Below are 25,698 nucleotides of genomic sequence, written 5' to 3' on the forward strand. Positions count from 1 at the left end.
TCGGCGGAGGCCTTTCTGAGGGTCAATTGAAGGATTAGTGATATTTCTGAGCGACATCGGAGCGGAGGCCACCGATGGGCTGAGCGGTAGTCCAAAACTCATCGGGGTCGCGCAGGCCGTAGCCCATGAGTTCGTCCATCTGGCGGAAGAATCCGTTGAAGACGGAGGTGGTGGAAGAAACAGCCTTGACGGTCTCGTGGACGATGGCGTCGGTGTATTTGGTGAAGGTGCAGACACCGAGGCAGCGGCCGGCAACGCAGGAGTCAGCGTCCATCTTCCAGGCGCGGCACTTGCGGGAATCTTCAAACCAAGCCTCGTGGCCGGGGTTGTTCCAGGGGCCGACGGTGTCCCAGGTGGGATTGGTTTCGTGGGACAGGGCACCCTCGCCGCAGTGGTCGGCACAGAGTTTACAGGTGTAGCAGAAGCGGCGCATGCCGGCGTCAATGGGCTTGTCGTTGGGCAGGGGCATATTGGTGTAGTAGCGGAAGATGCCGACAGTAGGGCCGTATTCGGGGGTAATCATCCGGTTCATGCGGCCCATTTCACCGAGGCCGGAAACACCGCCGAAGCCGCAGGCATTGCCGGTATCGTTGTGACCTTTGGCGAGACACCAGTAGCCGAGGGTGCGGACGAAGCCCTGAGTGCGCTCCTGGATATTGGCGGCGCGGCCGTAGCGGATCTGGGCCATCAGCCAGGTGGGATTGTATTTGAAGAGGTCCTGGGATTCCATGTTGGATTGGGTGATGACGTTCATGCAGTCATTGGGGTGGACCTGCTTGTCAGTGGTTTCATAGGGGGCGTCAACATCTTCCCAGACGAGTTGCTGGCGGTTGTTGGGGCCCCAGGAATAGGTAAGTTTGAAGGTAGTAGCCGGGTCCATCTGGGTGAAGCCGACGCTCATGGAACCGAAGAAGCGCATGGCGGTACGCAGGAGGGCGGCGTTTTCTTCGGGGGTGCCGTTCCAGCGGGGAATGCCCAGCGATTCGGGGGTAGAGGTATTGGGACCGATGAATGTATTGGAAACGGAACCGCGGTTAACGTTACTTGTAAATGCTTTATCAGCAAGAGAATAACCGGCCTTGTCCTGCGCGTTGTAACCTGCTTCAATCTCGGCCTTTTTATCCTTGCGGGCGTTCTGGTCTTCTACTGAGATATAGGTAGGCATATAGGTGCCGGCACTGCCGCGCATGGTGTCGCCTTCGCGGAAGCGTTTGTACTGGGTCCAGTCAACTTCGTTGGTGGTCTTGTCAACGGTTTTGACCCACCAGGGGCGATTGAAAGAGCCGGCCTGGATCATTTCATCAAGGTCATTGAATTTGGGGGCGACAAGGGAAGTGACGCCGAGGCCGGCCCCGGCAAAGCCGAGGGCTTTCATGAAATCCCGGCGGGAAACAGTACTGTGAAAATTAGACATTAAACTCTCCTTAATATTTCTCTTGCGGTCTTGCCCGCCGTCATCCGGTCTCTCCCGGAAGTCAGAGTCATTAAAACCTCCACGCATATAGTTGTTAATAACGACGTAATTATGATAACGCCTTTTAGTGTTTATGCCATCGTCCAAAAGGACTAGTGGCTCTAAGCATTTTGGGTATAGACAAAGGTATAAAAAATACGCGACTAAAGTATATTAATAAGAAAAATGAGACTAAAATATTCGGACCATGATAAGACAGCCGGTTTTGGAGTGCGGTGAAAAACAGCAGGAATAGTACTGCAGACGAGGATATCTTTGGACAAACAGGTCTATATTTACATGCAGATTTACGGTTGAAGGAGTTGCCGGATTTAAAAAATTCGGTGGTTTGTTGATATTCCTATTTTCGTTCGTGATCGTGACTGTGACCACATTCCAGAATTGTGATGGGTTTCTGGTTAGGGTCAATAGCTATACCAAAGGTGTCCATGAGTGACTGGGTGGTGATGACTTCAGCCGGCGGGCCCAGGGCTACCACCCGGTGCGCCATCAGCATGACCTGATGGCAGAGCGAGGCCTCTTCATGGATGTCATGGGTGGCCACCACTACGGCAGCGCCGCGACAGAGTTCATCCCGAGCGGCTTGAAGGTAGAGTTCCCGGCCGCCGGCATCAAGCCCGGAAGTCGGCTCATCCAGAATCAGCAGGTCGGCATGGTGCGCCAGTACCTGGGCCAGATAGATGCGCTGTTGCTGGCCGCCGGAAAGCGAACGCAACGGGGCATCAGCGAGTCCGGTGACTCCCATAACTTTCATGGCGTCCTGAACGCGGGCTTCATCATCTCCGGTAAATTGACCAAGTAGACCACGATGCGGAAAGCGACCCATGCGCACTACGTCAACCGCCCGCAGCGGCAGGACAAACCCGGAGGCGTGAAACTGTCCCAAATAAGCGATGCGTTTGGGCTGACGTCCCGGCCGGGAGTTGAAAACATTTATCTCGCCTGATAGCGGCGGCAGTAATCCGGCGATGGTTTTCAACAGGGTGGATTTGCCTGAGCCGTTGGTGCCGATGAGGGCGATTCCCTGACCGGAATTGAGCCCAAAATTAATATCTGCTACGACCGAAACGCCTTCGTAACCGATATTGAGGCTACTGGCGGCAATTACTGCTGAATCAGCCATCATGCCCTCCGGTTTCCGGCAGTGCGGCGCGCGGTTTAAGATTCTTAACGATAAAAACGGTAAAGAATATCAGGGTAGCCACCAGAATAACTGAGGCGCCGGCGGCCAGATTAAAGTGGTAACTTAATAGCAGGCCGATATACATTGACAGCGAGCCGAACAGCGCGGCCCAGGCCATCATGGCCCCGATGCGTCGGGCAATCAGCGCACCGGCCCCCGCCGGCGCTATCAACAGGCCGAAAACCAGCAGCGTGCCCACGGTCTGGAAAGAGATGATGATGGTCGCGGCAATCATTATCAGCATGATATTGTGATAGAGCCCGGACGAAAAACCAGCCACCTGAGCCTGTTCCGGATCAAAAGCCAGCAACAGGAAGCCCCGGGCGAAAATAAAGGCGACAAGGGCGATAATTAAAGTGGCGATAAATTGAAGCAGAATATCACTCCATGATGTCCCCAGTAATTCGCCAAAGAGGATGCGGGTCAGGTCACCGGAAAAAGAGCTTGATTGGGAGACGATTACCACGCCCAGCGCCAGCATCCCGACGAATAGCAGCCCGATAGCGGTATCCGACGACAGGCGGGAACGGCGGGTAATCAGGCTGACGCCGCCAATCATTACCGCAGCACCGATGGCGGCACCGATAATGCCTGAAAAACCCATAATCACCGCCAGAGCGATACCGGGCAATACGCCGTGAGCCAGGGCATCGCCGATAAAGGCCAATCCCCGCAACACCATAAATGTTCCGGCAACGGCGCAGGCCACTGACACCAGTATTCCGGCTGTCAGCGCCTGGGTCATGAAAAGATTATCGGAAAAAGGGGCAATCAGGGCGTCAAACATTGACGGGATAACCCCCGTTTTCCCAACAGTCAGGTGCGCAAGATTTCAGCATTTGCCGTCCATTATAGGTTCGTTGCCTCTGCCTTACAATACCCGGCGGTTTCTGACGGTTACAGCCAGTACCAACAGCAGCAGGACGATGGCACCGCCCATGCCGGCTAATGTCAGGCCGAGCCATTCAGGGATGGCCATTTCTAGCCCTTGGGGGACTGTAGTGGTGACGGTCGGTGTCGGTTGAGGGGGTTCTGGTACGGCCACCGGCGGAGCCACGGCAAAACCGGATACGGCGCTCCAGGCGGAGTTGGTGGCGGTACTTACCGCCCTGACTTTCCAGTAATAGGTTTTGCCCGCCTCAAGCGATGTTTCCGATTGCCAGGCGTTGCCGGCAATCGCCGTCTGATTGATTATAATCCCGGCGAATCCGGAGTCAGTCGCTACCATCAGGTCATAGGTGTCGGCATCGCTGACCGGTCTCCACTGGAAGATCGGTCTCAGTCCCAGGTCCACTGCCCCGGGGGCGGGGGTAATCAGCTCGGGTACGGTAAAAGTTCCGCCCAGGGCGGTGGTGAAAGACCACTTATCCGACCACGGTCCTGGTACCGGTGTGGCGGCACGAACACGCCAGTAATAAGTGGTATTCGGCTCCAGGTTATTCAGCTTTGCGGTTAGGGCGGTAGTTGTGTCTTCAAAAAGAGGTGACGACATACCTGTACTGTCATTGACCTGCCACTCATAGCTGCCGGCACCGCTGATTGACTGCCATTTGAGGTTAATGCCGGAGATGGCACCGGAGGAAAAATCACCCAGACCTCCGGCAGCGGCTGTTGGTGATGTCAGCTGCACCGGCTCCGCCAGGGTATCGGTATAGGTCATTATGCGTTGATTGGTTGTATCCAGCGTCCATATTTGGCGTCCGATGACAGCGATGCCCTCCAAGGTTGCACCGTCCGGCAAACCGGCGCGAGTCAGGAACCATGAGGCGTCATCGGATAATGCCCGAATCAGGCCGCCGGTAGTGTCGCTGATCTCGGTATAACTTGAGGCGTAGATGATGTTGTCCCTGGTTACGGCCAGCCCGCTGATCAGGGTATCAGCCGGCAAACCTGAATCAAGCCTGTCCCAGTCGGTACCACCGATGGTGAAACGGTGAATACCTTTATCCAAGCTATCATTTGCGGCATAAATTTTGCCGCTTGTACTGAAATCCGGATCAAAAACCAGCCGGATTTCGCCGGAAAGCGGTAGGTCGGGCAGCGAGGTGAAGGTGACGCCGGCGTTCGTAGAAATCAGGACTTTGCCGTCGTCAGCGGTGGCGACTAACGTTTGATCTGTTGTGAAAGCCGGGGAAAGTTCAAGCGCGGTTATCCGCTGGTCACCGGCGGCAACGGGGGTAAAGAACTGGGCGTCTCGGTGCCAGACTTGAGCCAGCGTACCGTCATCAGTGGAGAATATTAGCTGATTTGTATTTTCTACCGCCAACCGCGAAGAATTATTAATCGGAACCGGCAAGTCCAGAACTTCAAATGTCGTACCTTTGTTATCTGAAATCAGACAAATTCCGTTACCGGAGGTCTGTGCCAGAATATATAAAGATCCACTATCAGTGATGGTGATTTGCGGGACTTCGCTGATGCCGTATTCTCCGGCATCAAGGATCATTTGCCAGGACAAGCCGGCATTTTCTGTCAGCCAAAGAGTATGACCTGAATTGAAGCCCAACACATAAAGCGTTTGGTCGGAGGCATAATTCGGGGATGGCAGGACTTTTACCAGAGTGCCGGCGCCGTTTTGGTCAATCAAGGCGGTGGGTAACCAAGTTGAACCCTGGTCAACCGATTTATATATTCCGCTGCCGGCACCTGAAGACGCGGCATAAACTGTTCCTCCCAGGTCGGTTAAAGCCGAGATACTGTCGCCGGCAGGGTTCCTCACGGCTGTCTGCCAGTTAATGCCGCCATCGGCGGAATTATATACATTGCCCGATGCTGTGCCACCGGTAAGGCTGTAACTGCCGGATAAGCCTCTGACTGACATGCAGGTGAAATCCTCATTCAAGTTTGAAGCTATTGGAAAAACCACCGGAAGCTGTGGTCCTGCCTGGTAGAAACCCAGCCACACGCCGCCTTTATCAGCATCTCCACTGTCAATGCCGACATAAAATTGGGCATTGTTCAGAAGTGCGAAGTCTTCAGGCAAAACCAGGTTGCCGGCAATAGCCGTTACGCTGGCGGTGTCATCGTGTTTTAATTCGGTTTGACCCCAGATGCCGGCGTTGAAAACCATGATAAAAGTATCGTTGCCATCGGTGGCCAGCGCCAACAGCGTGCGATCAGTCTCAAAGGTCGGAGAAAAACTGACGTCCAGGGCATCATAGCTGCCAATACCGGTATCTATCCAGCTGCCGGAGAAGGCGGTTTCATCGTATAAATAGACGCCGCCCGACATTCCCGGAGCCGTATCGGTTACGGAAACCGCGATAAGGTTGCCTTGTGCCCGGCGGTAGATAGACATACCGGTAACCTGCTTGTCGGGACCTCCCGGTTGGGAGGCTATTTGTTGGAAAGTCCCGCCGTCGTCTATGGAACGGAATACGGCTGTTTCAGTGGCATAATAGATATGACCTTCGGCAGTTATGTTCAGGGCGACCGGAATATTGATTGAAGCGTACACTCTGGTGAATTTATCATCTGAGGTATTGGTTCGGAATAGCCCTCCACCGTCCCCGGTGACCCAGGCATAAAGCCGTCCGTACTGGTCGGTAGTCAGGTGAGTCACATCGGTCCCCGGCGCCAGTGCCCAACCGCCGGCAGCTTCCGTTCGGGGGAGGGGTATTTCCGACCAGCGGGCGTCAGCAGCGGCAGAGGGATGAGGATTGGGAATCAGCAGGAAGGTCAGGGACAGGAGCAGAGAAGCGGCCAGACGGGTGAAAGAAGTAGTTTTCATGGAGCGCATTTTACGAGGCAAATGACGGGGCGTCAAGAAACTGCCGGCGTGATTCAATCCGGCTGGTGAAAGCAGTCAGTAAGTAAAGCTATTCCGGTAACTCTGCTCCGCTGCCGCGAGAACCTGAATCATCCATTTTTTCCACTTCAATGGTACATTCAGTCACCAGCGCGGCAAAAGCACCGATTGCGGCCAGTACCGGGGCTGCCAGAATACCGACCGCCGCTACCGGAGCGCCTACCGATAGCGGGATGTCTATAATGGTACGCCCGTCATGGATTAGTCTCACCCGCCGGATGTTGCCCTCCCGAATCAGTTCCTTGATTCTGGATAAGACTTTGTCACCGGATACGGTAAATTTCTCAGTTGCCATTTCAGCCTCCTGGCAGATTTCTTATCTTCTACTATAGCACTCGTCAGGGCGTGTTGGAAGCGCTAAAAAAAGGCCTCCGCCGAATCAGCGGAGGCCTTTCTGAGGGTCAATTGAAGGATTAGTGATATTTCTGAGCGACATCGGAGCGGAGGCCGCCGATGGGCTGAGCGGTAGTCCAAAACTCGTTGGGGTCGCGCAGGCCGTAGCCCATGAGTTCGTCCATCTGGCGGAAGAAGCCGTTGAAGACGGAGGTGGTGGAAGAAACAGCCTTGACGGTCTCGTGGACGATGGCGTCGGTGTATTTGGTGAAGGTGCAGACACCGAGGCAGCGGCCGGCAACGCAGGAGTCGGCATCCATCTTCCAGGCGCGGCACTTGCGGGAATCTTCAAACCAGGCCTCGTGGCCGGGGTTGTTCCAGGGGCCGACGGTGTCCCAGGTGGGATTGGTTTCGTGGGACAGGGCACCCTCGCCGCAGTGGTCGGCGCAGAGTTTGCAGGTGTAGCAGAAGCGGCGCATGCCGGCGTCAATGGGCTTGTCGTTGGGCAGGGGCATGTTGGTGTAGTAGCGGAAGATGCCGACAGTGGGACCGTATTCGGGGGTAATCATCCGGTTCATGCGGCCCATCTCGCCGAGGCCGGAAACACCGCCGAAGCCGCAGGCATTGCCGGTATCGTTGTGACCTTTGGCGAGACACCAGTAGCCGAGGGTGCGGACGAAGCCCTGAGTGCGCTCCTGGATATTGGCGGCGCGGCCGTAGCGGATCTGGGCCATCAGCCAGGTGGGATTGTATTTGAAGAGGTCCTGGGATTCCATGTTGGATTGGGTGATGACGTTCATGCAGTCATTGGGGTGGACCTGCTTGTCAGTGGTTTCATAGGGGGCGTCAACATCTTCCCAGACGAGTTGCTGGCGGTTGTTGGGGCCCCAGGAATAGGTAAGTTTGAAGGTAGTAGCCGGGTCCATCTGGGTGAAGCCGACGCTCATGGAACCGAAGAAGCGCATGGCGGTACGCAGGAGGGCGGCGTTTTCTTCGGGGGTGCCGTTCCAGCGGGGAATGCCCAGCGATTCGGGGGTAGAGGTATTGGGACCGATGAATGTATTGGAAACGGAACCGCGGTTAACGTTATCAGTAAAAGCTTTATCAGCTAATGTATAACCGGCCTTGCTCTGAGAATTGTAGTTATATTCAACCTCCTTTTTTTTGTCCTGACGGGCCTTCTGATCATCCACCGAGATGTAAGTAGGCATATAGGTACCGGCGCTGCCGCGCATGGTGTCGCCTTCACGGAAGCGTTTGTACTGGGTCCAGTCGACTTCGTTGGTAGTCTTGTCAACGGTTTTGACCCACCAGGGGCGGTTGAAAGAGCCGGCCTGAATCATTTCATCAAGGTCATTGAATTTGGGGGCGACAAGGGAAGTGACGCCAAGGCCGGCCCCGGCGAAGCCGAGGGCTTTCATGAAATCCCGACGGGAAACGGTACTGTGAAAATTGGACATTAGAATCTCCTTAATATTTCTCTTACGGTCTTGCCCGCCGTCATCCGGTCTCTCCCGGAAGTCAGTCTGGCAGTGTGTCCTCCTTAAATAAAATCCAACCCACTTAATATAAGTTAAGGATGCTTACCTTACAGTATTTATTATCAGTTAAAAAGGAGAATCGGTCAATACGCCAAATGGCGTAATTATAATTAGAATATCTTAATAAAAATTGGGGAATTGTAATTTCAAAAATACAAAAGGGAAGGGAGGGGCAACTTAGCCCCTCCCTTAAGAGATTTACTGTTAAAAGAACTAGTAGTTTTCCAGGCCGACCGAGCCTTCCACGCCGAAGATTGGAACCGGCTGCTCCCAGAAGGTGGCCGGGTCTTTGAGACCGTCGCCGTAGAAGATATCGTCCATGCTGCGGAAGAAGCCGTTGAAGAGCGGAGTAGTAGAAGCAATGCCTTTCACAAAACTGTGAACCGAAGCCTTCTCGTACTTGGTGAAGGTGCAGACCGAGAGACAGCGGCCGGCATTGCAGGTGCCGGGCAGCATCTTCCAGGCACGGCATTTGCGGGAATCTTCAAACCATTCTTTGTGGCCGGGATTGTTCCACGGGCCGGAAACATCCCAGGTCGGCTCCTTCTCAAAGGAGATGGCACCTTCGCCGCAACCGTCAGCGCATTTCATGCAGGTCTGGCAGAAGCGCATGAAACCGGCGTCAATGGGTTTTTCATCGGGCAGGGGCAGGTCGGTGACATAACGGAAGACACCGACCGTGGGACCCCATTCGGTGGAGATCATGCGGTTCATGCGACCCATTTCACCCATACCGGCCATAACGCCGAAAGCCGGGGCGATGCCGGTACCGTTACCGCCCTCAGACAGAGCGTAATAACCCAGAGAAGTCATGAAGCCCTGGAATAGCGACTGAATCCACTGACCGCGGGGATAGCGGATTTGCACCTGGAGGGGAGTGGGGTTGCGTTTCCAGAGTTCCTGACTTTCCTGATTGACAACGGTGATGACCCATTTGCACTTGCGGGGGTAGATTTGTTCGGTGGAGGTTTCTGATGCCGTATCCACGTCGGCAAAGGTGTATTTTACCTTGTTGTTAGGCCCGTACTCGTACATCAGCTTCATGGTGGTGTCTTCATGGAGCTCGGTAAAACCAACGGCCATCATGCCGTGGAAACGGAGGAAGGTGCGGACCATCGCGGCATTCTCTTCTTTGGTGCCTTCCCATTTGGGGACGCCGGTTTTTTCCGGTGAATTAGCGGCTGGTCCCAGGAATGTATTGGCACTTAGGCCCTTGGTAGCATTACCAGCGAAAGCGTAGTCACGGGTGGTGTAGCCGGGTTTCTTTTCGGCTTTCCACGCAGTCTCAGTTTCTGATTTATCGGCCGCCCGGCGTTTCTGTTCATCAGCGTCGATATAAGTCAACTGATATTCGGTACCTTTGCCGCGCATGGTGTTGCCTTCACTGAACTTCTTCATTTGAGTCCAGTCAACTTCAGAGGTGGGATTGTCAACGGTGCGGGCCCACCAGGGGCGGGAGATGCTGCCGCGGGAAATGACATCGTCAAGGTCCTTAAAACCGGGAGCCGCCAGAGCGGCGCCGCCGACACCAGCGGTAGCAAAGCCGAGCCCTTTCATGAAATCTCTGCGGGAAACGGTGCTGTGAAAATTGGTCATTAGAATCTCCTATAATTTAATCTTTTCGCGGTCTTTGCCCGCTGTCATCCGGTCTCTCCCGGAGGTCATTAAAGAAGGGAATTCTCCTTTCAAGTATTTATAAACTAAGAAAATATAAAGAAACTTAGCTCAGATGGAATGTATTATCCACCAAAACCTAATCAAAGACAATACGCCATATGGCGTATAAATAATTAGGAAATGATAACCTTGTTATTTCCCGGCGGTCTGGAGGCGATAAATCGCCGGTTGCCTTTAGCTCAGCTTTAGCGATAAAATAATAAACCGCATTTTGCCCGGGAAGAGGACTTATATGGCTATTGAACTGGTACACATCGGGTTCGGCAACATTCTGGCAATGAATCGCCTGATCGCCATCGCTCCGCCTAACTCCGCTCCAATAAAGCGGGTTATCCAGGAAAGCCGCGGCAAAGGGATGTTGATTGACATGACCAACGGCCGCAAGACCAAGGCGGTGTTATTTACTGATTCCGGGCATGTGGTGCTGGCCGCGCTAGCACCGGAAACGATTACCGGCAGGGTGACGGTTGGTCGTGGTGCGGCTAAAACCGAAGTGGCCGAGGTTCCGCTTGACCTTTAGTCGGCCGAATTTATCGCCGGTCATGGTGGTATTGTCAGGGCCTTCCGGGGTCGGCAAGGACGCCGTGTTGGCGCGGATGAAGCATCAGGGATTATCCTTGGATTACATCACTACCGCTACCACCCGGCCGATACGTCCCAAAGAAATTGAAGGCCGGGACTATTATTTCTACAAAAAGGAAGATTTCCGCGCCCTCATTGATCAGGATGAATTGCTGGAATGGGCGGAAGTTTACGGCAATTATTACGGCGTGCCCAAGGCTCCGGTGCGTGAGTCATTAAAAAATGGCCGGGACGTCATGGTCAAGGTAGATGTTCAGGGGGCGGCCAGCATCAAGCGGATGGCGCCCGAGGCGATCTTCATCTTTCTGTTGCCGCCGTCTCTGGAGGAATTGAATAAGCGGTTGTCACACCGTCTGACCGAATCTCCGGAAACGCTCAAAAGGCGGCTTGATACAGCCCCAAAGGAATTGGCTGAGCTTCAGATGTTTGATTACTTTGTGGTCAATGAAGAAGGCCGGATTGACCAGGCTGTTGACACCATTTCGGCTATTATTACTGCTGAAAAAGCCCGGATTCATCCTCGCCGGATTGACCTTTAGCACAGCCGAAAACCGCGCTAAATCAGAATAGCTTCAGGATTGAAGCCACGAGAAAGGCCAGTGCGCCGCAGGCCGGAAAAGTCACCACCCAGGCGGTTAGAATATTGCCTGCCACGCTCCAGCGCACCGCCGAAAAACGGCGGGTGGCCCCGACGCCCATAATAGCTGCGCTCATTGAATGGGTGGTGCTGACCGGAATACCCAGATTGGACGCCAGTTCAATGATGCCGGCCGCGCCGGTCTGAGCGACAAAGCCTTGCGCCGGTTTCAGGTTGGTGACTCGGAAACCCAGCGTCTTCATTACCCTCCAGCCGCCGATAGCGGTGCCCATACTGATGGCTGTCGCCGACACGATGATAACCCACCACGGAATGCCGTCCCATAATCCGCTGTTGCCGGTGTAAATCACCAGGGCCATGGTGATAACGCCGATAGGCATCTGCCCATCATTTTTACCGTGGGTATAGGCCATAAACATAGAGGACAGCACCTGACCGTTGGAAAAGATGTGACGGATTCTTGAAGGCAGACTGTCCTTGAACAACCAGTAGACCGCCAGCATCAGGAAGAAGGCTCCGACAAAACCCAGCATCGGCGCGGTGAATACCGCCGAGATGATTTTACCCAAGACAGTTATATTCACAGCGTCAAAACCGCCCACTGCCAGGCCGGCAAAAGCCAGACCGGACACCAGGCCATGGGTCAGGCTGATTGGCAGGCCGAAAAAGGTAGCCGCACCGCCCCAAATCACAATAGCCGCCAGGGCGGCGATGATAACATTAAAGGTGATGAACTCGGGATGCAGGATGCCCTTGCCGATAGTGGCGGCGACAGCGGTGCCGGTGGCCGCGCCCAGCAGGTTGGCGAAAGCCGCCATGATAATGGCCGTCCGTGGCGACAGCACCCGGGTGCCGACGACGGTGGCGATGGCGTTGGCGGCATCGTTCATGCCGTTAACGAAGCCGAGACCAACAGCCAGGACAACGATAAAGATTAGAACGCCTAAAGCGGCTTCAGGCATTCTTCAGGGCAACCCCTTCAAAAACGTTGGCCACGTCTTCGCAACGGTCAGTAGCGCTCTCCATGGCTTCAAAAATCTCTCGCCATTTGATTACGTCGGCCATATTCTGTTCGTCAAATAATTCCACCAGCGCCGCCCGGAACTCCTGGTCGGCCAGATTCTCCAGCCGGTTGATTTCAATACAGTGTTCAAACAGTTTTTTCATGGTAGCGGTTTTGCGGAGTTTGGGCGCCGCGGCGGCTATTTCCCGGGCGGCCGTGACAATCAGCCCGGCCAGGCTCTGGACCCGGGGGCCGGGTGTGCCGACTTTATACAGCAGCATATAGTCCGCCGAGGAGTGAATAAGATCGGTAACATCATCCATGGAATGAGCCAGCAGGGCGATGTCTTCGCGGTCAAAGGGGGTGACGAAGCTGCGGTGCAGCAGGGCGATGATCTGGTGGGTGACTGAGTCTCCGGCGTGCTCCAGGTCGGCTATTTTGGATATTTTATCCGGTACATCACGCCAGTCATCTACCAGATCCTTGAAGGCAACGGCAATCTCCACCATATTGGCGGCGGCAGCCTCAATAAGATCAAAAAATTTTTCCTCACGGGGCATAAGTGAAAGCTTGACCACCGGCGCCTCCAGGCTTCAGATTAGACAATTACTTAATAGCTGTTATGATAATAGGAAAGAGCTAAAAAAACAACCGTTAATTTCGCTCAGGAACAACCATGCAGCAACACACGCACTCCCATTCCGCCGGTGGCCGGTTGAAGTTGGGAATCATCATCTCCAGCTTAATATTCTTAGCCGAGATAATCGGTGGATTATTAGCCAATAGTCTGGCGCTGCTGTCAGACGCCGGTCATGTCCTGACTGACATCGTGGCGCTGTCGCTTTCAGCCTACGCCCTGCGTCAGGCCCAGAGACCCCCAGACCACCGCATGACCTTCGGTTATCACCGGTTGGGGGTTGTGGTGGCGGTAGTCAATGCCCTGGCGATCTTCGGCATCGCCGGTTTTATTATCTATGAGGCGGTACAACGTCTGCAGGCACCGCCGGATGTGGACAGCCCCGTCATGCTGGGTGTGGCGGTCATCGGTCTGACGGCCAATCTGGTGGTGGCATTTTGGTTGCGGGAAGCGCAGAAAGAAAGTATCAATATTAAGAGTGCTTTCCTTCATGTCGTCGGCGACGCACTGGCTTCAATCGGAGTCATCATCGGGGCGATAATCATCATGCTTACCGGTCTGACGGCCGCTGATGCCGTCGTCAGCGTGGTTATTGCCCTGATAATTGCGGTTTCCGCCTGGGGGATTCTGTCCGAAGCGGTCAAGGTATTATTGGAGGCGGCGCCCGGTCATGTCAACCTGGTGGTGCTGGCCGGGGAGATTGCAGCAATTCCGGGTGTTGAAGGTGTTCACGACCTTCATGTCTGGAGCCTGACGCCTCAGCTCCATGCTCTTTCGGCTCACATTGTCATCGGCGACCGGATGACCTCGGAAACGGCCAGAGTCAGGGGTGACGTAGAACGGCTGCTGGGCGACCAATATGGCATAACCCACACAACTTTACAGGTTGAATGCCTTAATTGCGGCCCGGGTGGAATTCTCTGTAATCCGGAGAACGGCAATCACCTGTTGCCGCCACACCAACCAGATCAATGACCGCTGGAATCGTCATGGGGTTGACATCACCACAGTTAAGGCCTAAAATGCCCCTTCAGTTGAATATGACGATACAAAGCAAATCGCTTGAGAGGGTCATGAAAACAGAATCATACGTTCCGGGGCAAGCTACAACCCCCCGCCCCGGCGACCGTGTCATCCGCATCCATCGTCAATCCTCCGGTAAATTGTCAGGCTTTCTGCATCATGTGGCATCCCTGCTGCATCTGGGGAGAACGCCGAGGGTCAGGTAAATGAGGATCATTATTGCCGGCGGCGGGGTCGTTGGTTCCAATATCGCCGAGCTGCTGTCCGTTGAAAATCATGACGTAGTGGTCATTGAAGAATCAGCCGCTCTGGTGGAAACAATTCAACGCCAACTTGATGTGCAGGTAATCAAGGGTAATGCGGCGACGCCACGGATTCTGCGCGAGGTTGAGGCCAACCGTGCTGACCTGGTACTCGCAGTTACCGATTCCGATGAAACCAACATGGTTATCTGTTTCATCGCCAAGGAAATGGGAGCCGCCCGGACTGCCGCCCGTATTCGCAATCCTGATTACAGCGGTTATTTTCAGCTGCCGGCTAAAAGTCCCGGCGCGACCCGGCGTATCGTGCGGCCCAAGAGCCTGGGTATTGACATATTTATCAACCCGGAAGCCGAGATGGCTGCGGAAATCCTGTCCATTTTAGCCGGGTTCTACTCTACCCCGGCTGAACAGTTCGGTGATGGAGTGGTGCAACTACGCGAATTCAAGGTTGAAGACCAGTCGCTGTTTGACAAAAAGCTTGCTGATATTAAAGACTCCATCCCGTTTCATATCGTGGCGGTCGGCCACTCTGACGGCGGCGTCATTGCTCGACCGGATGTAGTACTACATGAAGGTGATACCATCTATATTGCCGCCGCCGGCGACCAACTGGAGAGACTGGGGCGGATATTTGCGATTCCCAAGCGGCCGACCCGCAGTGTCGCTGTTATCGGCGGCGGTCGGGTCGGATGTCTGGTAGCCGAAGGTCTGGCGCGGCGGGGTGTCCGGGTCAAACTGGTGGAGCGTGATCAGGATAAAGCCGAAGAGATCGCTGCTAAACTGGAAAATATTTCCGTACTGCAGGGTGACCCCACTGAACGTGATTTTTTGGTGCAGCAGGGCATCGGCAATGCCGATGCGGTTGTCGCGGCCACCGAAAATGATGAACTTAATATTCTAGCCAGTCTGCTGGCCAAAAACCTCGGCGTTGGCCGTACTTTGACGGTAATTAATAAACCGGACTATATTCCTCTGGCTGAGGCCGCCGGCATTGATGTGGCGGGGTCTCCAGCTATCATTGCGGCGCGGAAGATTGCCCATTATGTTTTGCGTGGCGGCGCGATCGCTGCTGCGGTATTGGAACAATCTACTCTGGAAGCGATTGAGTTCGTGGTTACCCCCGTGGCGGCACTGGCCGGAAAGATGCTGTCGGAGGTGACCATTCCCGACGAATCAGTCGTTGCGGCCATTATCAGGAACGGGCGGCCTGTCGTGCCGCCGGATGACGGCGTTATTGAATCCGGTGACCACATTCTGATGATTTCCACCCTGGCGGCGATCCCGGCAGTGGAGAACCTGTTCAAGTAACACGGTTATGAACTTAATCACCATCGTTCATTTTCTAAGTCTGCTGGTCACGCTGCTGGGCGGTGTGATGGCCGTACCGACGGCCCTTAGTCTGGTTCAGGGCGAACCATCAGCCGGCGCCATGTCGGCGGCTACGATTATTACGACCTTCGGTGGCGGGTTGGTTTTCCTCTTGACCCGTTCCCGGCGTCAGAAACTGGCCCAGCGCGATGTTTTTGTCCTTGTCGTTGCTGCCTGGGTGGCGGCTTGCATATTCGGGGCGTTACCGTATTACTTCTCCGGAGCGCTTCCGACTTTTCTGGATGCCTTTTTTGAAGCAATGAGCGGCTTCACCACCACCGGGGCCACGGTGATGACGCACATCAGCGATCAGTCCCAGGGTATTCTGCTGTGGCGTTCCCTTACCCAGTGGTTGGGCGGCATGGGCATCATCACTCTCTTTGTCGCTTTATTCCCACTGCTGGGCATTGGTGCCGCGCAAATGGCCGATGCCGAGATGCCGGGAGAAGCCGGCGAGCGAATGACCTCCCGTATCCGGGAGACCGCCAAAGTATTGTGGCTAATTTACATCAGTTTTACTGTTCTGTGTTTCGGTTCGTTGATGGTCGCCGGATTACCCCTTTTTGACAGCGTTAATATTTCACTGACCACTTTACCCACCGGTGGCTTTGCGCCGGTCAATCTGAGTATTGAGGAATACGGCAATACCGCGGTGCAGCTTATCGTTAATTTCTTCATGCTGCTGGCTGGTATCAATTTTGCCCTGTTCTACTATCTTTTTATGAAGCGAAAGCCGGGCAAGCTTTTCAAAAACCCTGAGTTTCAGCTTTACATAGGGCTGATGGCGGCGGCAATATTGTTCATTACCTTTAACCTGGTGGTTAACGATGTGATGCCGTTTGCCGATGCCCTGCGACAGGGCAGTTTTCAAGCCACCTCCATCATGACGACTACCGGTTATACCAGCGCCAATTATGATACCTGGCCGGTTTTCAGCCGAGCGATAATTCTGATGTTGATGGTCGTTGGCGGCTCAGCCGGGGCAACCGCCGGCGGTATTAAGGTTATCCGGCTGCTGGTTCTCATCAAGTATTCTTATCGCCGGGTGGTACTAGCCTTCAACCCCAACGCAGTTATCCCCTTGAAGGTTGGTGATACGGTCATGCCGGAAAAAACCGTCTCCCGGATTATGAGCCTGACCGTGCTGTATCTGGCCATTCTCTGGGGCGGCTTTTTGGTGATGAGTGCGCTTGGCCTTGATATTGAAACCGCTTTATCGGCAGTTGTCTCCGCTATTTCCAATGTCGGTCCCGGTCTGGGCGGCGTCGGTCCCTACGAAAACTTTGCCTGGATACCGGATGCCGGCAAGGGAGTATTGATCGTATTGATGCTGGCCGGGCGGCTGGAACTGTTTACCCTGCTGGTGCTGTTTGTACCATCATTCTGGCGGCGGTATTAAGCCACATGGATTCAGTTATTAACCTGCTTGCCGCCGGGGTTTCTTTCTGGTTTTTCTTTCCGGACAGGTAACGGCGCACAGGGGACAATTTTCATCTTCGCATGGTTCAACATGCAACGTAATTTCCAGCATCGGCAGTCTTGATTTCAGGTCTTCCTCCAGGTGGTCGCATACCCGATGGGCTTCGTCAACCGACAGATATCGGGGCATGACCAGATGGAGTTCGGCAAAACGCTGGGAGCCCGCCTTACGGGTGCGGAGGCCATGGAAACCGGCCAGTTTCTCCCGATGAGCGTTGATAATGTCGGCAATTACTGCCTGTTCTTCATCCGGCAGCCCGGTATCAACGATACTGCCGAACGATTTCCGGAGAATATCATAAGCCGCCTTGATGATGATGAGCGCTACAAAGATAGCAATCACCGGGTCCAGAATCTCCAATCCGGTTAACTGGACCAGCGCCAATCCGATCAGTACCCCGGCAGAGGTCATGACATCCGTCCTCAGGTGCTGGCCGTCAGCTTCCAGGGCTACAGACTCCGTGGCTTTGGCGACCTTGAATAGTCGGCGGCTGACCAGGGTATTGGCGACGACCGAAACCAGCATGACTGCAATACCCCAGCCCAGCATTTCTACCGCCGCATTGTGCAGGATGCGGTTGACTGCCTCGTATATTATCCACACGGCGGCGATAAAAATCAGTACCGCTTCAATAGTGCCGGACACATTTTCCCACTTGCCGTGACCGAACGGGTGCTCCTGGTCAGCCGGCTTGTCGGCGGCACGCACCCCGAAAAAAGCGATTATGGCCGCCACCAGATCCAGGGCGGAATGAATTGCCTCGGCCAGGATGCTGACGGCACCGGTCATGATGCCGGCGATCACCTTCAGGATGATCAGAGCGGCATTGGAGGCGACGGAAATAGCGGCGGTGCGGCTTTTCAGGTGACTCATTAATCCTTATCCAAGAATATTTTAGGCCTTCAAATATCGGGCCAAAGTGGAAAAATGTCAAATTAGTTCATTCGGCAATGATACGCGGGGATTAGGGCTTGGCTGCCAGGCCGCCATCGGTTATTATTTACAAGGTATTAAGGAGGGATGTTATGGGAAACACGGAACAGAATCTGGCCGCCGCTTTTGCTGGAGAAAGCCAGGCCAGCCGGAAATACTTGTTTTTTGCTGAGAAAGCCGAGACGGAGGGATTGCCTCAGATAGCCCGCCTCTTCCGGGCAGCTTCAGAGGCCGAGACGGTTCATGCCCGGAACCATTTGAGGGTTATCAAGGGGATTGAGGACACGTCGTCAAACCTCAAGGCGGCCATCAGCGGGGAACAGCATGAATTCAGCTCCATGTATCCGGATTTCATTGAGCAGGCCCGGAAAGAGGGACAGGAGCGGGCTGAACTCAGTTTTCAGAGTGCCAATGCGGTAGAAAAAATCCATCATTCACTCTTCCAGAAGGCTTTGAATGACGTCGGCCTGGGGATGAAAATTGAAGAGAAACCGTATTTTGTCTGCCAGGTCTGCGGCAATACCGTCCTTGAGGTGCCGGATAATTGCCCCATTTGCAACGCGCCCCGGACGTCATTCAAAAAGGTTGATTAAACCGCTACAGCCGGTTTATTGAGTCTTCTCCCGGCTGGGCGAGAAAAGCCAGCCGGGAAACAACGAAGTCTGCTTCTTCGGTGCGGCTGGTGATTCGGCCGTCCAGCCGCCGGTCCCTTATCTCTTCCAGTAATCGTCCGATTTCAGGCCCGCGGGGGACGCCCATCGCCTGTAACTCATCTCCGGTAAGTTGCGGGGCAACCTGAGCCCAAACGGAAATGAACTCCTGGATGTTCCGGCGGGCGCGGTCCGGCAGCGGAGTCGCCAGGGCGGCCTGCAATACCGTTGTATCCAGCCCGGCCAGCAGTGCCGTCAAACGGGATGGCGCCGCCTGGATTGAATTCAGCAGGGGCAGCCCTTCACCGATGACGGTGGACTCTGCCAGTACCCGATACTGTTTTCGGGTTAAGCGGAGCGTTTTGGCCAGCGCCTCTTTCTGCTGAGGGGTCAGGCGCCAGCACAGGAGCGCCAGGTACAGAAGGGGCGACGGTTCCCCAAACAACAACCTGGCCTGTTGAAAGGCGGCTGCCAGCCAGGCGTCGCCCTGAAAGACGGGGTGCCATAATTTGAGTAATCCCAGGCTATCGGCCCGCTGAAGGGCTTTCTCCGGTTCCGGTTCGCCAAGAGCGCATTCTAGTTCGTAGCGCTGCCGGTCCGGCGTAATTGCGGTAATCATGCCCCGATCCCGCTGGAAAAGTTTGAGGGTTTCGGCTTCCAGCGTGAATCCCAGCCGTTGTTCGTAACGCACCGCCCGCCATAATCGGGTGGCGTCGTCAATAAAACTGTGGGGATGGAGGACCCGAATCAGCCCGGCGTTCAGGTCGTCCCGGCCGTGGTGAAGGTCAATCAATTCCCCGCAATCATCCGCATTCAGCGATATCGCCATGGCGTTGATACTGAAATCCCGTCGTATCAGATCGGCCCTGATAGGGCCCGGTCGCACCGTTGGCAGGGCGCCGGGACGGGCGTAGGTTTCCGCCCGGCTGCGGGCCAGGTCCAGGTGATAGCCGTTCAATAGAAGCCGGGCGGTATTGAAGCGGTGATGCACCGTTACCTGTTCATCACTGGTTGCCAGTGCCTTAGCCAGTTCAATGGCGTCGCCTTCCACGGACAGGTCCAGGTCAAAGCCGGACCGGCCCAGCAGGATATCCCGCACTGCCCCGCCAACCAGATAGACCCGGTAGCCGTGCTCCGCAGCAGCGGTTGTGGCCCGGCGCAGAAGGCCTGCGGCCAGCGGGGGCAAGGCCTGTGTCAGTTTTTCGGCGAGATTTGTCGGCATTTCCATGTTTTGTCGGGACATATTATAGCATGGAGGTTTAACAATTTGGCGTTGTGCCGGTTCCGAGGGGCGAACCGTTTAATACCGAGCGGAATAATAATAATAATCTTATTTATGGCTGAATTTCCTTGATTAGGCGGATGACCGATGATAATATTGGCTCCGAGGAGTACATTAACGTGCGCTTACAGCAATACGACCCTCCGAAATCAATTCCCTATACCCGACTTTTGGATTCCGTGGTACGCGGCTTTGCCGAAATCAGGAAGCCGGAAGACATTATCAGGGTTCTGGGTGCGGATTATCTGACGGATATCACGCATACTCCGGAACTTGAAGGCGGGGCGGGCATCAGGCTGTATGATGGCGGTGATGAACGGGTATATCAGTTCAAGGAAACCGATGACCGGGGCGGCACCCTTGATGTTGTCTTTAACCACGGCCGGCTTGAGAGTTTCAGCGCCCGGTTATATTTTTCCGGTATGTGGGGCAAGCTCCGGGCGACTGCGTATTCCAGTTTGAGATTTGCCCGGTTAATCCACGGCTATGTCGGCCGAAGCAATGTCCGCTATGACGACACAACCCATTACTTTTATTGTTACCGCGACGGGCTCATAATCAGTTATACCCACCAGTTGGAACTGGGCCTGCCGTCCCTAAGTACCTATATCGTCAGTCGTCAGGATTGCGGCCACTGCGCGGTTGGGGAAGAACGGCGGCAGCTTGCAGTATGCTCCTGCTGCTGAATCAAGCTGGAAACATCTAAAAAAACCGCCTTGAATGGCGGTTTTCTGTTATAATTCGGGTATGAATACGCCGCTTCTTGTCATCTTTGATGCCTCTGCACTGGTCCACCGTGCCTTTCATGCTTTCAAGTATAGCCGGCAGTTAACTGTCAGTAAAACCGGCGAGGTTACCAGTGCTGTTTTTGGTTTTACCAATATCCTGCTCAAGGTACTTGCTGACCTCAAGCCCGATTATTACGCTATTGCCTTTGACCGCAAGGGGCCGACCTTTCGGCATGAGTTATCGGATAAATACAAAGCTCACCGGCCGGAGACCGCGCCGGAGCTGATCGCGCAACTGGGCCGGGTGCGGCAAATGGTGGAGGCCTTTGATATTCCGATATTTGAACAGCAGGGCTATGAAGCTGATGATTTGATCGGGACACTGGCCGGCTGCGCCGTCAGGGCCGGGACCAGGGTCATCATCGTTACCGGAGATGCCGATGCCATGCAGTTGGTCAACGATGATATCAAAGTCCTTTATCCCAAACCGGGCGGGACATTTTCCGACACCAGATTGTTTGATGCTGAAGCTGTGAACGAGAAATTTGGCGTGCCGCCGTCCCTGGTAGCGGCTTACAAAGCTCTGGTGGGTGACACCTCGGATAATATCAAAGGGGTGCCGGGCATTGGTCAGAAGACAGCGGTTAGACTGCTGAACGACTATGACGGTATTGACGCTATATATGAGAATATTGAGCTGATTCGGCCGGAAAAACTGAGGGAAACGCTCCGGCGGGAGGAATCCGCAGCTCGTCAAAGTTTGACGCTGTCCACTATTGTGACCGACCTTCCGGTGGATTTTAAGCTGGAACAGTGCCATGCCGGCCGTTTTAACCGTGAAAAAGTCGTGCCGCTGTTGCGGGAACTGGAGTTTACCTCTTTAATCAATCGGCTGCCGCAACCGCCTTCGGCCAGTGCCTCTGCGGAGGTGCCGTCGGTACTGCCGCCGCCGGAAATTGACTGTCGTTATCAGCTGGTTGATACGCCGGAGCAGCTGGCGGCCCTGGCGGCGCGGCTGACTGAAGCCGGGCGGTTTGCCTTGGACACCGAGACCACGGGATTAGACACAATGACGGCCGAGCTGGTCGGTCTCTCAGTAGCGCCCGCGACCGGCGAAGGTTATTACCTGCCGGTAGGCCACCTTGAAGCTGTCGGTCGGCAATGGTTGATTTCCGAGCTTTCAACCGCCCTGGATCCGGTTTTAGCCGATCCCAATATCAAGAAAATCGCTCACAACGCCAAGTACGACCTGCAGATACTCAGGCGGGCGGGTTTTACTGTAGCCGGGCTGGATTTTGATACCATGCTGGCGGCTCATTTGCTGGGAGAGAAGTCGTTATCGTTAAAAGGGCTGGCCTTTAGTCGTCTGGGAGTAGAGATGACGCCGATCACCGCGCTGATCGGCGAAGGAAAAAGGCAGATATGTATCTCACGGTGTGACCTCAAGGAAACCGCTGATTATGCCTGCGCCGACGCCGACATGACCTTCCGGCTGTATGAGTTGCTGGCGCCGGAATTGGAACGGGAAAATCAGTCCCGCTTATTCCACGAGGTAGAGATGCCGCTGGTGCCGGTCATCATGGATATGGAAAGTGCCGGTATCACCCTTGATACCGGCCTGCTGAAGGGGATGTCCGGGCGGCTGGCGGCGCAACTGGAGAAAATTGAAACCGGTATTTATGAACTTGCCGGACATCCCTTTAATATCGCCTCACCCAAACAACTGGGGGCTGTACTTTTTGATGAACTCCATCTGCCGACAGGCCGCAAAACCCACACCGGTTATTGTACCGATGCCGCAGTGCTGGACGAGCTTAAAGACCAGCATGAAATCGTCCGCCTGATTCTGGAGTACCGCACCCTGGCGAAATTGAAATCCACCTATGTGGATACTCTACCGGTGATGGTGGCTGCTGAAGACGGGCGTCTGCATACCAGTTTCAATCAGGCGCGGACGGCGACCGGGCGGCTGTCCTCCAGCGAACCAAATTTGCAAAATATCCCGGTACGCGGCGAACTGGGGCGCGAAATCCGCCGGGCTTTTACGGCACCGCCGGGACACCTGTTGTTAGCCGCGGATTATTCTCAGATTGACCTGAGGGCGCTGGCCCACCTGTCCGGTGACCGCGAGTTGATCAATGCTTTTCAGAATGACGATGATATTCATACCGCCACTGCCATGCGGCTGTACGGGCTGCCTCAGGCAGAGATTACACCAGATATGCGGCGGTTCGCCAAGACCGTCAATTTCGGTGTGATTTACGGTATGAGCGGCTACGGGCTGGAACAGGCGACTGAACTTACCCGGGAGGAATCAACCAGATTCATTACGACCTATTTTGAGCGTTATCCCGGGGTTCGGGCGTATCTTGATGCCACCAAGGGACAGGCGCGGGCCCGCGGTTATGTGGAAACCATCCTCGGCCGGCGTCGCTATATACCGGATATCAACGCGGCCAACCGTCAGGTACGGGAAGCGGCGGAAAGAATGGCCATCAATATGCCGGTGCAGGGTACGTCGGCGGACATCATTAAGGTGGCCATGCTGGACGTCCGCCGGGAAATGGCCCGGCAAAAACTGCAAAGCCGACTGCTGCTGCAGGTCCACGATGAACTTATTTTTGAAGTACCCCAGCAGGAAATGTTCTTTATGTCGGAACTGGCCCCGCGCCTGATGGCCGAGGCGGTTAAACTGGATGTACCGCTTAAGGTTGATCTGAAATATGGGGCCAACTGGGGAGAGATGGAATAGGGTGCGCTCTTTCCCTGTCATCGGTTATTTTATAATTCTGTTTTTTTTCGTGGTGCTGGCGGGATTGGCGTGGTATAGTCCGCAACCGTTTGACCGCTGGTTGTTTGAAACAGTCCAAGGCTGGCAGGGGCCGGTACTTGACCCGCTGATGCGAATGGTGCAATTTCTCGGGGAGACCGGTCCTTCAATAGTGTTGCCGGGCATTGTTGCGGTCTGGCTCTGGGTCAGCGGTCACCGGCAAGAGGCTGTTTGGCTGACGGCGGCACTGGCGGCGGAGTCACTGCTGGCCGGCGGGTTGAAAGGCCTGATTGACCGCCCCCGGCCGAATGGCGGCGACTTCAGTTTTGTGTCCGGGCATACCGCTTATTTTACTGTCTTCAGCGGCTTCCTGTTTTTCCGGCTGAAGAAGATTGTCGCCGACACCCGGTGGCTGACCGTCTGGCGGGTTCTTCTGACGGCGCTGCTGGTTCTGACTGGTATTTCCCGGATGTATCTGGGGGTTCACTGGCCGACCGACGTACTGGGCGGATTTATGCTGGGAGTGCTGGTGCTGATTCCGGTTTTGTGGCGGTTGAACGGCCAAGTTCAACGGGCGATTTAACCGGGGTAATTACCGGAATTATATTTAAGGCGAGGGGGAATCATGCCTGAATTACCCGAAGTTGAGACGGTTACCAATGAGCTAAGGCCGTATGTTACCGGCCGGCGTATTGTTGAAGTTAAGGTTTACTGGCCAGGAACGGTAAAAGGTCATACACCGGAAGAATTTATTGCCGGTCTGGAGGGGCAAACCGTTGACGGAGTTTACCGGCGGGCTAAATATATCGTCTGGAATCTGTCCGGCGGGTTGAGGCTGTTGACCCATCTGAAAATGACCGGCTCCCTGATTGCTGCGGCGCCGGGAAGTGACGCGCCGCCGTATAACCGGGTGGAACTAACGCTCGACGATGGCCGGAAAATCTATTTCAGGGACCCGCGGAAGTTCGGCCGAATGAAACTGATTGCGGGGATCCGCCCTCTGGATGAACTGGGGCCGGAGCCGCTGGAGCCAGCATTTACCGCCGGGGTTTTTGAGTCTATTTTAAAAAAACGTAAAAGCCCCATCAAGCCGACGCTGCTGGACCAGACGCTGATCGCCGGTATCGGTAACATGTATGCCGATGAATCATTGTATGAGGCGAGAATTCACCCGCTTCGGGCGGCTGACAGCCTGACAGGCGAGGAGTATCGCACGCTGCACCAGGCTATCCAGCATATTCTCCAGGCGGCCATTGACAGCAAGGGTGCCAGTATCTCCAATTACATCCGCCCCGGCGGGGAACTGGGGCACGCCCACTTTGCCTTTAAGGTCGCCCATAAGCGCGGAGAACATTGTGACCGCTGCGGCACGCTGCTGGAGCGGATTGTCGTAAGAGGCCGGGGCACCTACCTTTGTCCTTCCTGTCAGCAGTTATGAGCGATTGGGTTCTGATTGCCGTTCTGGGTACGGTGACGCTGGGTGCGGTGAATGTCCTTGACAGCCATCTTATCGGCCGTCGCCTGCCGTCGCTGCGGGCCTTTCTGTTGCCGGCCAGTACTTTTATTCTGCTCTTGACGCTGGTGGTCATGTTTTTGGCCCCTTTGCCGGTCGGGGTCAGCGGCGGAACGCTGGCAGCGGCGATTGCCTCCGGAATCATCAGGGCGATATCCATTGTGCTGCTGTTGAATATCTATCGCTCAGAGGAAGTGTCCTGGGCGGTGCCGGTGTATCATACCTATCCGGTATTTGTGGCGCTGATGGCGGTGCCGTTTCTGGGCGAATCACTGGGTCTGCTGCAATGGCTGGCCATCGGTGTCATGGTCAGCGGGACGCTGCTAATCGCTATTCGCCGCAACGCAGCCGGCGGGATTCGCTGGCTAGGCAGGCCATTGTTGCTGCTTCTGGCGGCGGCCTTGTTAAATGCTGTGGCTGATGTGACCGGAAAATACGCGCTGGGGGAAATTTCCTTCTGGAATATGTACTGGATCGGTTCGTTGTGCCTGGTGGTCATGTTCCTGGGTTTTTCATTACGGCGTTCAGTGCTTCGTGAGGTACTAGCCCTGCCTCGCCTCGGCCGGCTGGGTGCGCTGATGGTGTTCAATGAAACACTGGCTATGGTTGGAATTCTGCTGGTGTTTCAGGCGATGGCTCTGGGGCCGGTTTCGCTGGTGTCGGCCATAACCGGTGCCCGCCCAATATTTGTCTTTTTCCTGGCGCTGGCGATTAACCGGCTGTTGCCGGGGTCGCTGTTGCGGGTGGATACAGGCCGGCGGGCGGTGCTGCTGCGTCTGGCGGCGACGCTGCTTATTGGGATCGGTATCGCGTTGATCTATCTGGCTTAATAAATATCTGGAGTGAACAAAA

The 25,698-nt window shown here is 55.0% G+C and carries 23 protein-coding genes; 12 read left to right on the top strand and 11 right to left on the bottom strand.

Going from position 1 to position 25,698, the window contains the following annotated elements; all coding sequences use genetic code 11:
• Positions 1 to 34: 34 nt before the first annotated feature.
• The 7 genes from V8247_RS04990 to V8247_RS05020 all read right to left on the bottom strand — a co-directional run bounded on the left by V8247_RS04990 (position 35) and on the right by V8247_RS05020 (position 9,935).
• On the bottom strand, positions 35 to 1,414 hold the full coding sequence (locus tag V8247_RS04990) for a reductive dehalogenase (RefSeq protein ID WP_338736737.1): 1,380 nt from the start codon (positions 1,412 to 1,414) through the stop codon (positions 35 to 37).
• Between the two features lie 400 nt (positions 1,415 to 1,814).
• Positions 1,815 to 2,597, bottom strand: coding sequence for a metal ABC transporter ATP-binding protein (locus tag V8247_RS04995; protein WP_338736738.1), 783 nt, complete (start codon positions 2,595 to 2,597; stop codon positions 1,815 to 1,817).
• On the bottom strand, positions 2,590 to 3,444 hold the full coding sequence (locus V8247_RS05000; RefSeq protein ID WP_338736739.1) for a metal ABC transporter permease: 855 nt from the start codon (positions 3,442 to 3,444) through the stop codon (positions 2,590 to 2,592). Before V8247_RS05000 ends, V8247_RS04995 begins: the two co-directional genes overlap by 8 nt.
• Positions 3,445 to 3,528: 84 nt before the next feature.
• Entirely contained in the window at positions 3,529 to 6,387 is a 2,859-nt protein-coding gene (locus V8247_RS05005; protein WP_338736740.1) for a fibronectin type III domain-containing protein, read from the bottom strand.
• A gap of 88 nt (positions 6,388 to 6,475) precedes the next feature.
• Positions 6,476 to 6,760: a DUF4342 domain-containing protein gene (locus V8247_RS05010; RefSeq protein ID WP_338736741.1), complete on the bottom strand. Its 285-nt coding sequence runs from the start codon at positions 6,758 to 6,760 to the stop codon at positions 6,476 to 6,478.
• A 118-nt stretch (positions 6,761 to 6,878) separates the two neighbouring features.
• The gene (locus tag V8247_RS05015; RefSeq protein ID WP_338736742.1) at positions 6,879 to 8,258 is read right to left on the bottom strand and encodes a reductive dehalogenase; all 1,380 of its coding nucleotides are present in this window, start codon (positions 8,256 to 8,258) and stop codon (positions 6,879 to 6,881) included.
• 294 nt (positions 8,259 to 8,552) lie between these two features.
• Positions 8,553 to 9,935 carry a reductive dehalogenase gene (locus tag V8247_RS05020; RefSeq protein WP_338736744.1) on the bottom strand — a complete coding sequence of 461 codons (1,383 nt, stop codon included), beginning with the start codon at positions 9,933 to 9,935 and terminating at the stop codon, positions 8,553 to 8,555.
• Positions 9,936 to 10,248: 313 nt separating this feature from the next.
• Between V8247_RS05020 and V8247_RS05025 the strand changes: the two genes are divergently transcribed.
• Together V8247_RS05025 and V8247_RS05030 are read left to right on the top strand one after the other, a co-directional pair.
• Positions 10,249 to 10,536 carry a DUF370 domain-containing protein gene (locus tag V8247_RS05025; RefSeq protein ID WP_338736745.1) on the top strand — a complete coding sequence of 96 codons (288 nt, stop codon included), beginning with the start codon at positions 10,249 to 10,251 and terminating at the stop codon, positions 10,534 to 10,536.
• Positions 10,537 to 10,558: 22 nt separating this feature from the next.
• Positions 10,559 to 11,137, top strand: coding sequence for a guanylate kinase (locus V8247_RS05030; RefSeq protein ID WP_338736746.1), 579 nt, complete (start codon positions 10,559 to 10,561; stop codon positions 11,135 to 11,137).
• Positions 11,138 to 11,159: 22 nt separating this feature from the next.
• On the opposite strand, the gene V8247_RS05035 is transcribed toward V8247_RS05030, so the two are convergent.
• Both V8247_RS05035 and V8247_RS05040 read right to left on the bottom strand, forming a co-directional pair.
• Positions 11,160 to 12,158: an inorganic phosphate transporter gene (locus V8247_RS05035; RefSeq protein WP_338736747.1), complete on the bottom strand. Its 999-nt coding sequence runs from the start codon at positions 12,156 to 12,158 to the stop codon at positions 11,160 to 11,162.
• Positions 12,151 to 12,777, bottom strand: coding sequence for a DUF47 family protein (locus tag V8247_RS05040; protein WP_338736748.1), 627 nt, complete (start codon positions 12,775 to 12,777; stop codon positions 12,151 to 12,153). The genes V8247_RS05035 and V8247_RS05040 overlap by 8 nt, the downstream gene beginning before the upstream one ends.
• 98 nt (positions 12,778 to 12,875) lie before the next feature.
• On the opposite strand from V8247_RS05040, the gene V8247_RS05045 reads away from it, so the two are divergent.
• From V8247_RS05045 to V8247_RS05060, 4 genes are all read left to right on the top strand, one after another.
• Positions 12,876 to 13,811, top strand: coding sequence for a cation diffusion facilitator family transporter (locus V8247_RS05045; RefSeq protein WP_338736749.1), 936 nt, complete (start codon positions 12,876 to 12,878; stop codon positions 13,809 to 13,811).
• Positions 13,812 to 13,909: 98 nt separating this feature from the next.
• Positions 13,910 to 14,065, top strand: a complete 156-nt coding sequence (locus V8247_RS05050; protein WP_338736750.1) for a hypothetical protein — start codon at positions 13,910 to 13,912, stop codon at positions 14,063 to 14,065.
• Complete coding sequence (gene trkA / locus V8247_RS05055) at positions 14,066 to 15,430, top strand: Trk system potassium transporter TrkA (RefSeq protein ID WP_338736751.1); 1,365 nt, start codon at positions 14,066 to 14,068, stop codon at positions 15,428 to 15,430. It begins immediately after the preceding gene.
• 7 nt (positions 15,431 to 15,437) lie between these two features.
• Positions 15,438 to 16,889, top strand: a complete 1,452-nt coding sequence (locus tag V8247_RS05060) for a TrkH family potassium uptake protein (RefSeq protein WP_338736752.1) — start codon at positions 15,438 to 15,440, stop codon at positions 16,887 to 16,889.
• Between the two features lie 18 nt (positions 16,890 to 16,907).
• Here the strand turns inward: V8247_RS05060 and V8247_RS05065 are convergent, their stop codons facing one another.
• Entirely contained in the window at positions 16,908 to 17,843 is a 936-nt protein-coding gene (locus V8247_RS05065) for a cation diffusion facilitator family transporter (protein ID WP_338736753.1), read from the bottom strand.
• Positions 17,844 to 17,995: 152 nt separating this feature from the next.
• On the opposite strand from V8247_RS05065, the gene V8247_RS05070 reads away from it, so the two are divergent.
• The gene (locus V8247_RS05070) at positions 17,996 to 18,496 is read left to right on the top strand and encodes a rubrerythrin family protein (protein ID WP_338736754.1); all 501 of its coding nucleotides are present in this window, start codon (positions 17,996 to 17,998) and stop codon (positions 18,494 to 18,496) included.
• Between the two features lie 4 nt (positions 18,497 to 18,500).
• Here V8247_RS05070 and V8247_RS05075 read toward each other — a convergent pair whose 3' ends face one another.
• Positions 18,501 to 19,796, bottom strand: coding sequence for a CCA tRNA nucleotidyltransferase (locus V8247_RS05075; RefSeq protein WP_338736755.1), 1,296 nt, complete (start codon positions 19,794 to 19,796; stop codon positions 18,501 to 18,503).
• A gap of 119 nt (positions 19,797 to 19,915) precedes the next feature.
• On the opposite strand from V8247_RS05075, the gene V8247_RS05080 reads away from it, so the two are divergent.
• The 5 genes from V8247_RS05080 to V8247_RS05100 all read left to right on the top strand — a co-directional run bounded on the left by V8247_RS05080 (position 19,916) and on the right by V8247_RS05100 (position 25,676).
• Positions 19,916 to 20,521, top strand: a complete 606-nt coding sequence (locus tag V8247_RS05080) for a hypothetical protein (RefSeq protein WP_338736756.1) — start codon at positions 19,916 to 19,918, stop codon at positions 20,519 to 20,521.
• 61 nt (positions 20,522 to 20,582) lie between these two features.
• On the top strand, positions 20,583 to 23,315 hold the full coding sequence (gene polA / locus V8247_RS05085) for a DNA polymerase I (protein WP_338736757.1): 2,733 nt from the start codon (positions 20,583 to 20,585) through the stop codon (positions 23,313 to 23,315).
• A 1-nt stretch (position 23,316) separates the two neighbouring features.
• Positions 23,317 to 23,916, top strand: a complete 600-nt coding sequence (locus V8247_RS05090) for a phosphatase PAP2 family protein (RefSeq protein WP_338736758.1) — start codon at positions 23,317 to 23,319, stop codon at positions 23,914 to 23,916.
• 42 nt (positions 23,917 to 23,958) lie between these two features.
• Positions 23,959 to 24,771, top strand: coding sequence for a DNA-formamidopyrimidine glycosylase (mutM, locus tag V8247_RS05095; protein WP_338736759.1), 813 nt, complete (start codon positions 23,959 to 23,961; stop codon positions 24,769 to 24,771).
• Positions 24,768 to 25,676, top strand: a complete 909-nt coding sequence (locus tag V8247_RS05100; RefSeq protein WP_338736760.1) for an EamA family transporter — start codon at positions 24,768 to 24,770, stop codon at positions 25,674 to 25,676. The genes mutM and V8247_RS05100 overlap by 4 nt, the downstream gene beginning before the upstream one ends.
• Positions 25,677 to 25,698 lie beyond the last annotated feature (22 nt).

The sequence above is a fragment of the Dehalogenimonas sp. W genome (genome assembly GCF_037094495.1).
Lineage (GTDB): Bacteria > Chloroflexota > Dehalococcoidia > Dehalococcoidales > Dehalococcoidaceae > Dehalogenimonas > Dehalogenimonas loeffleri.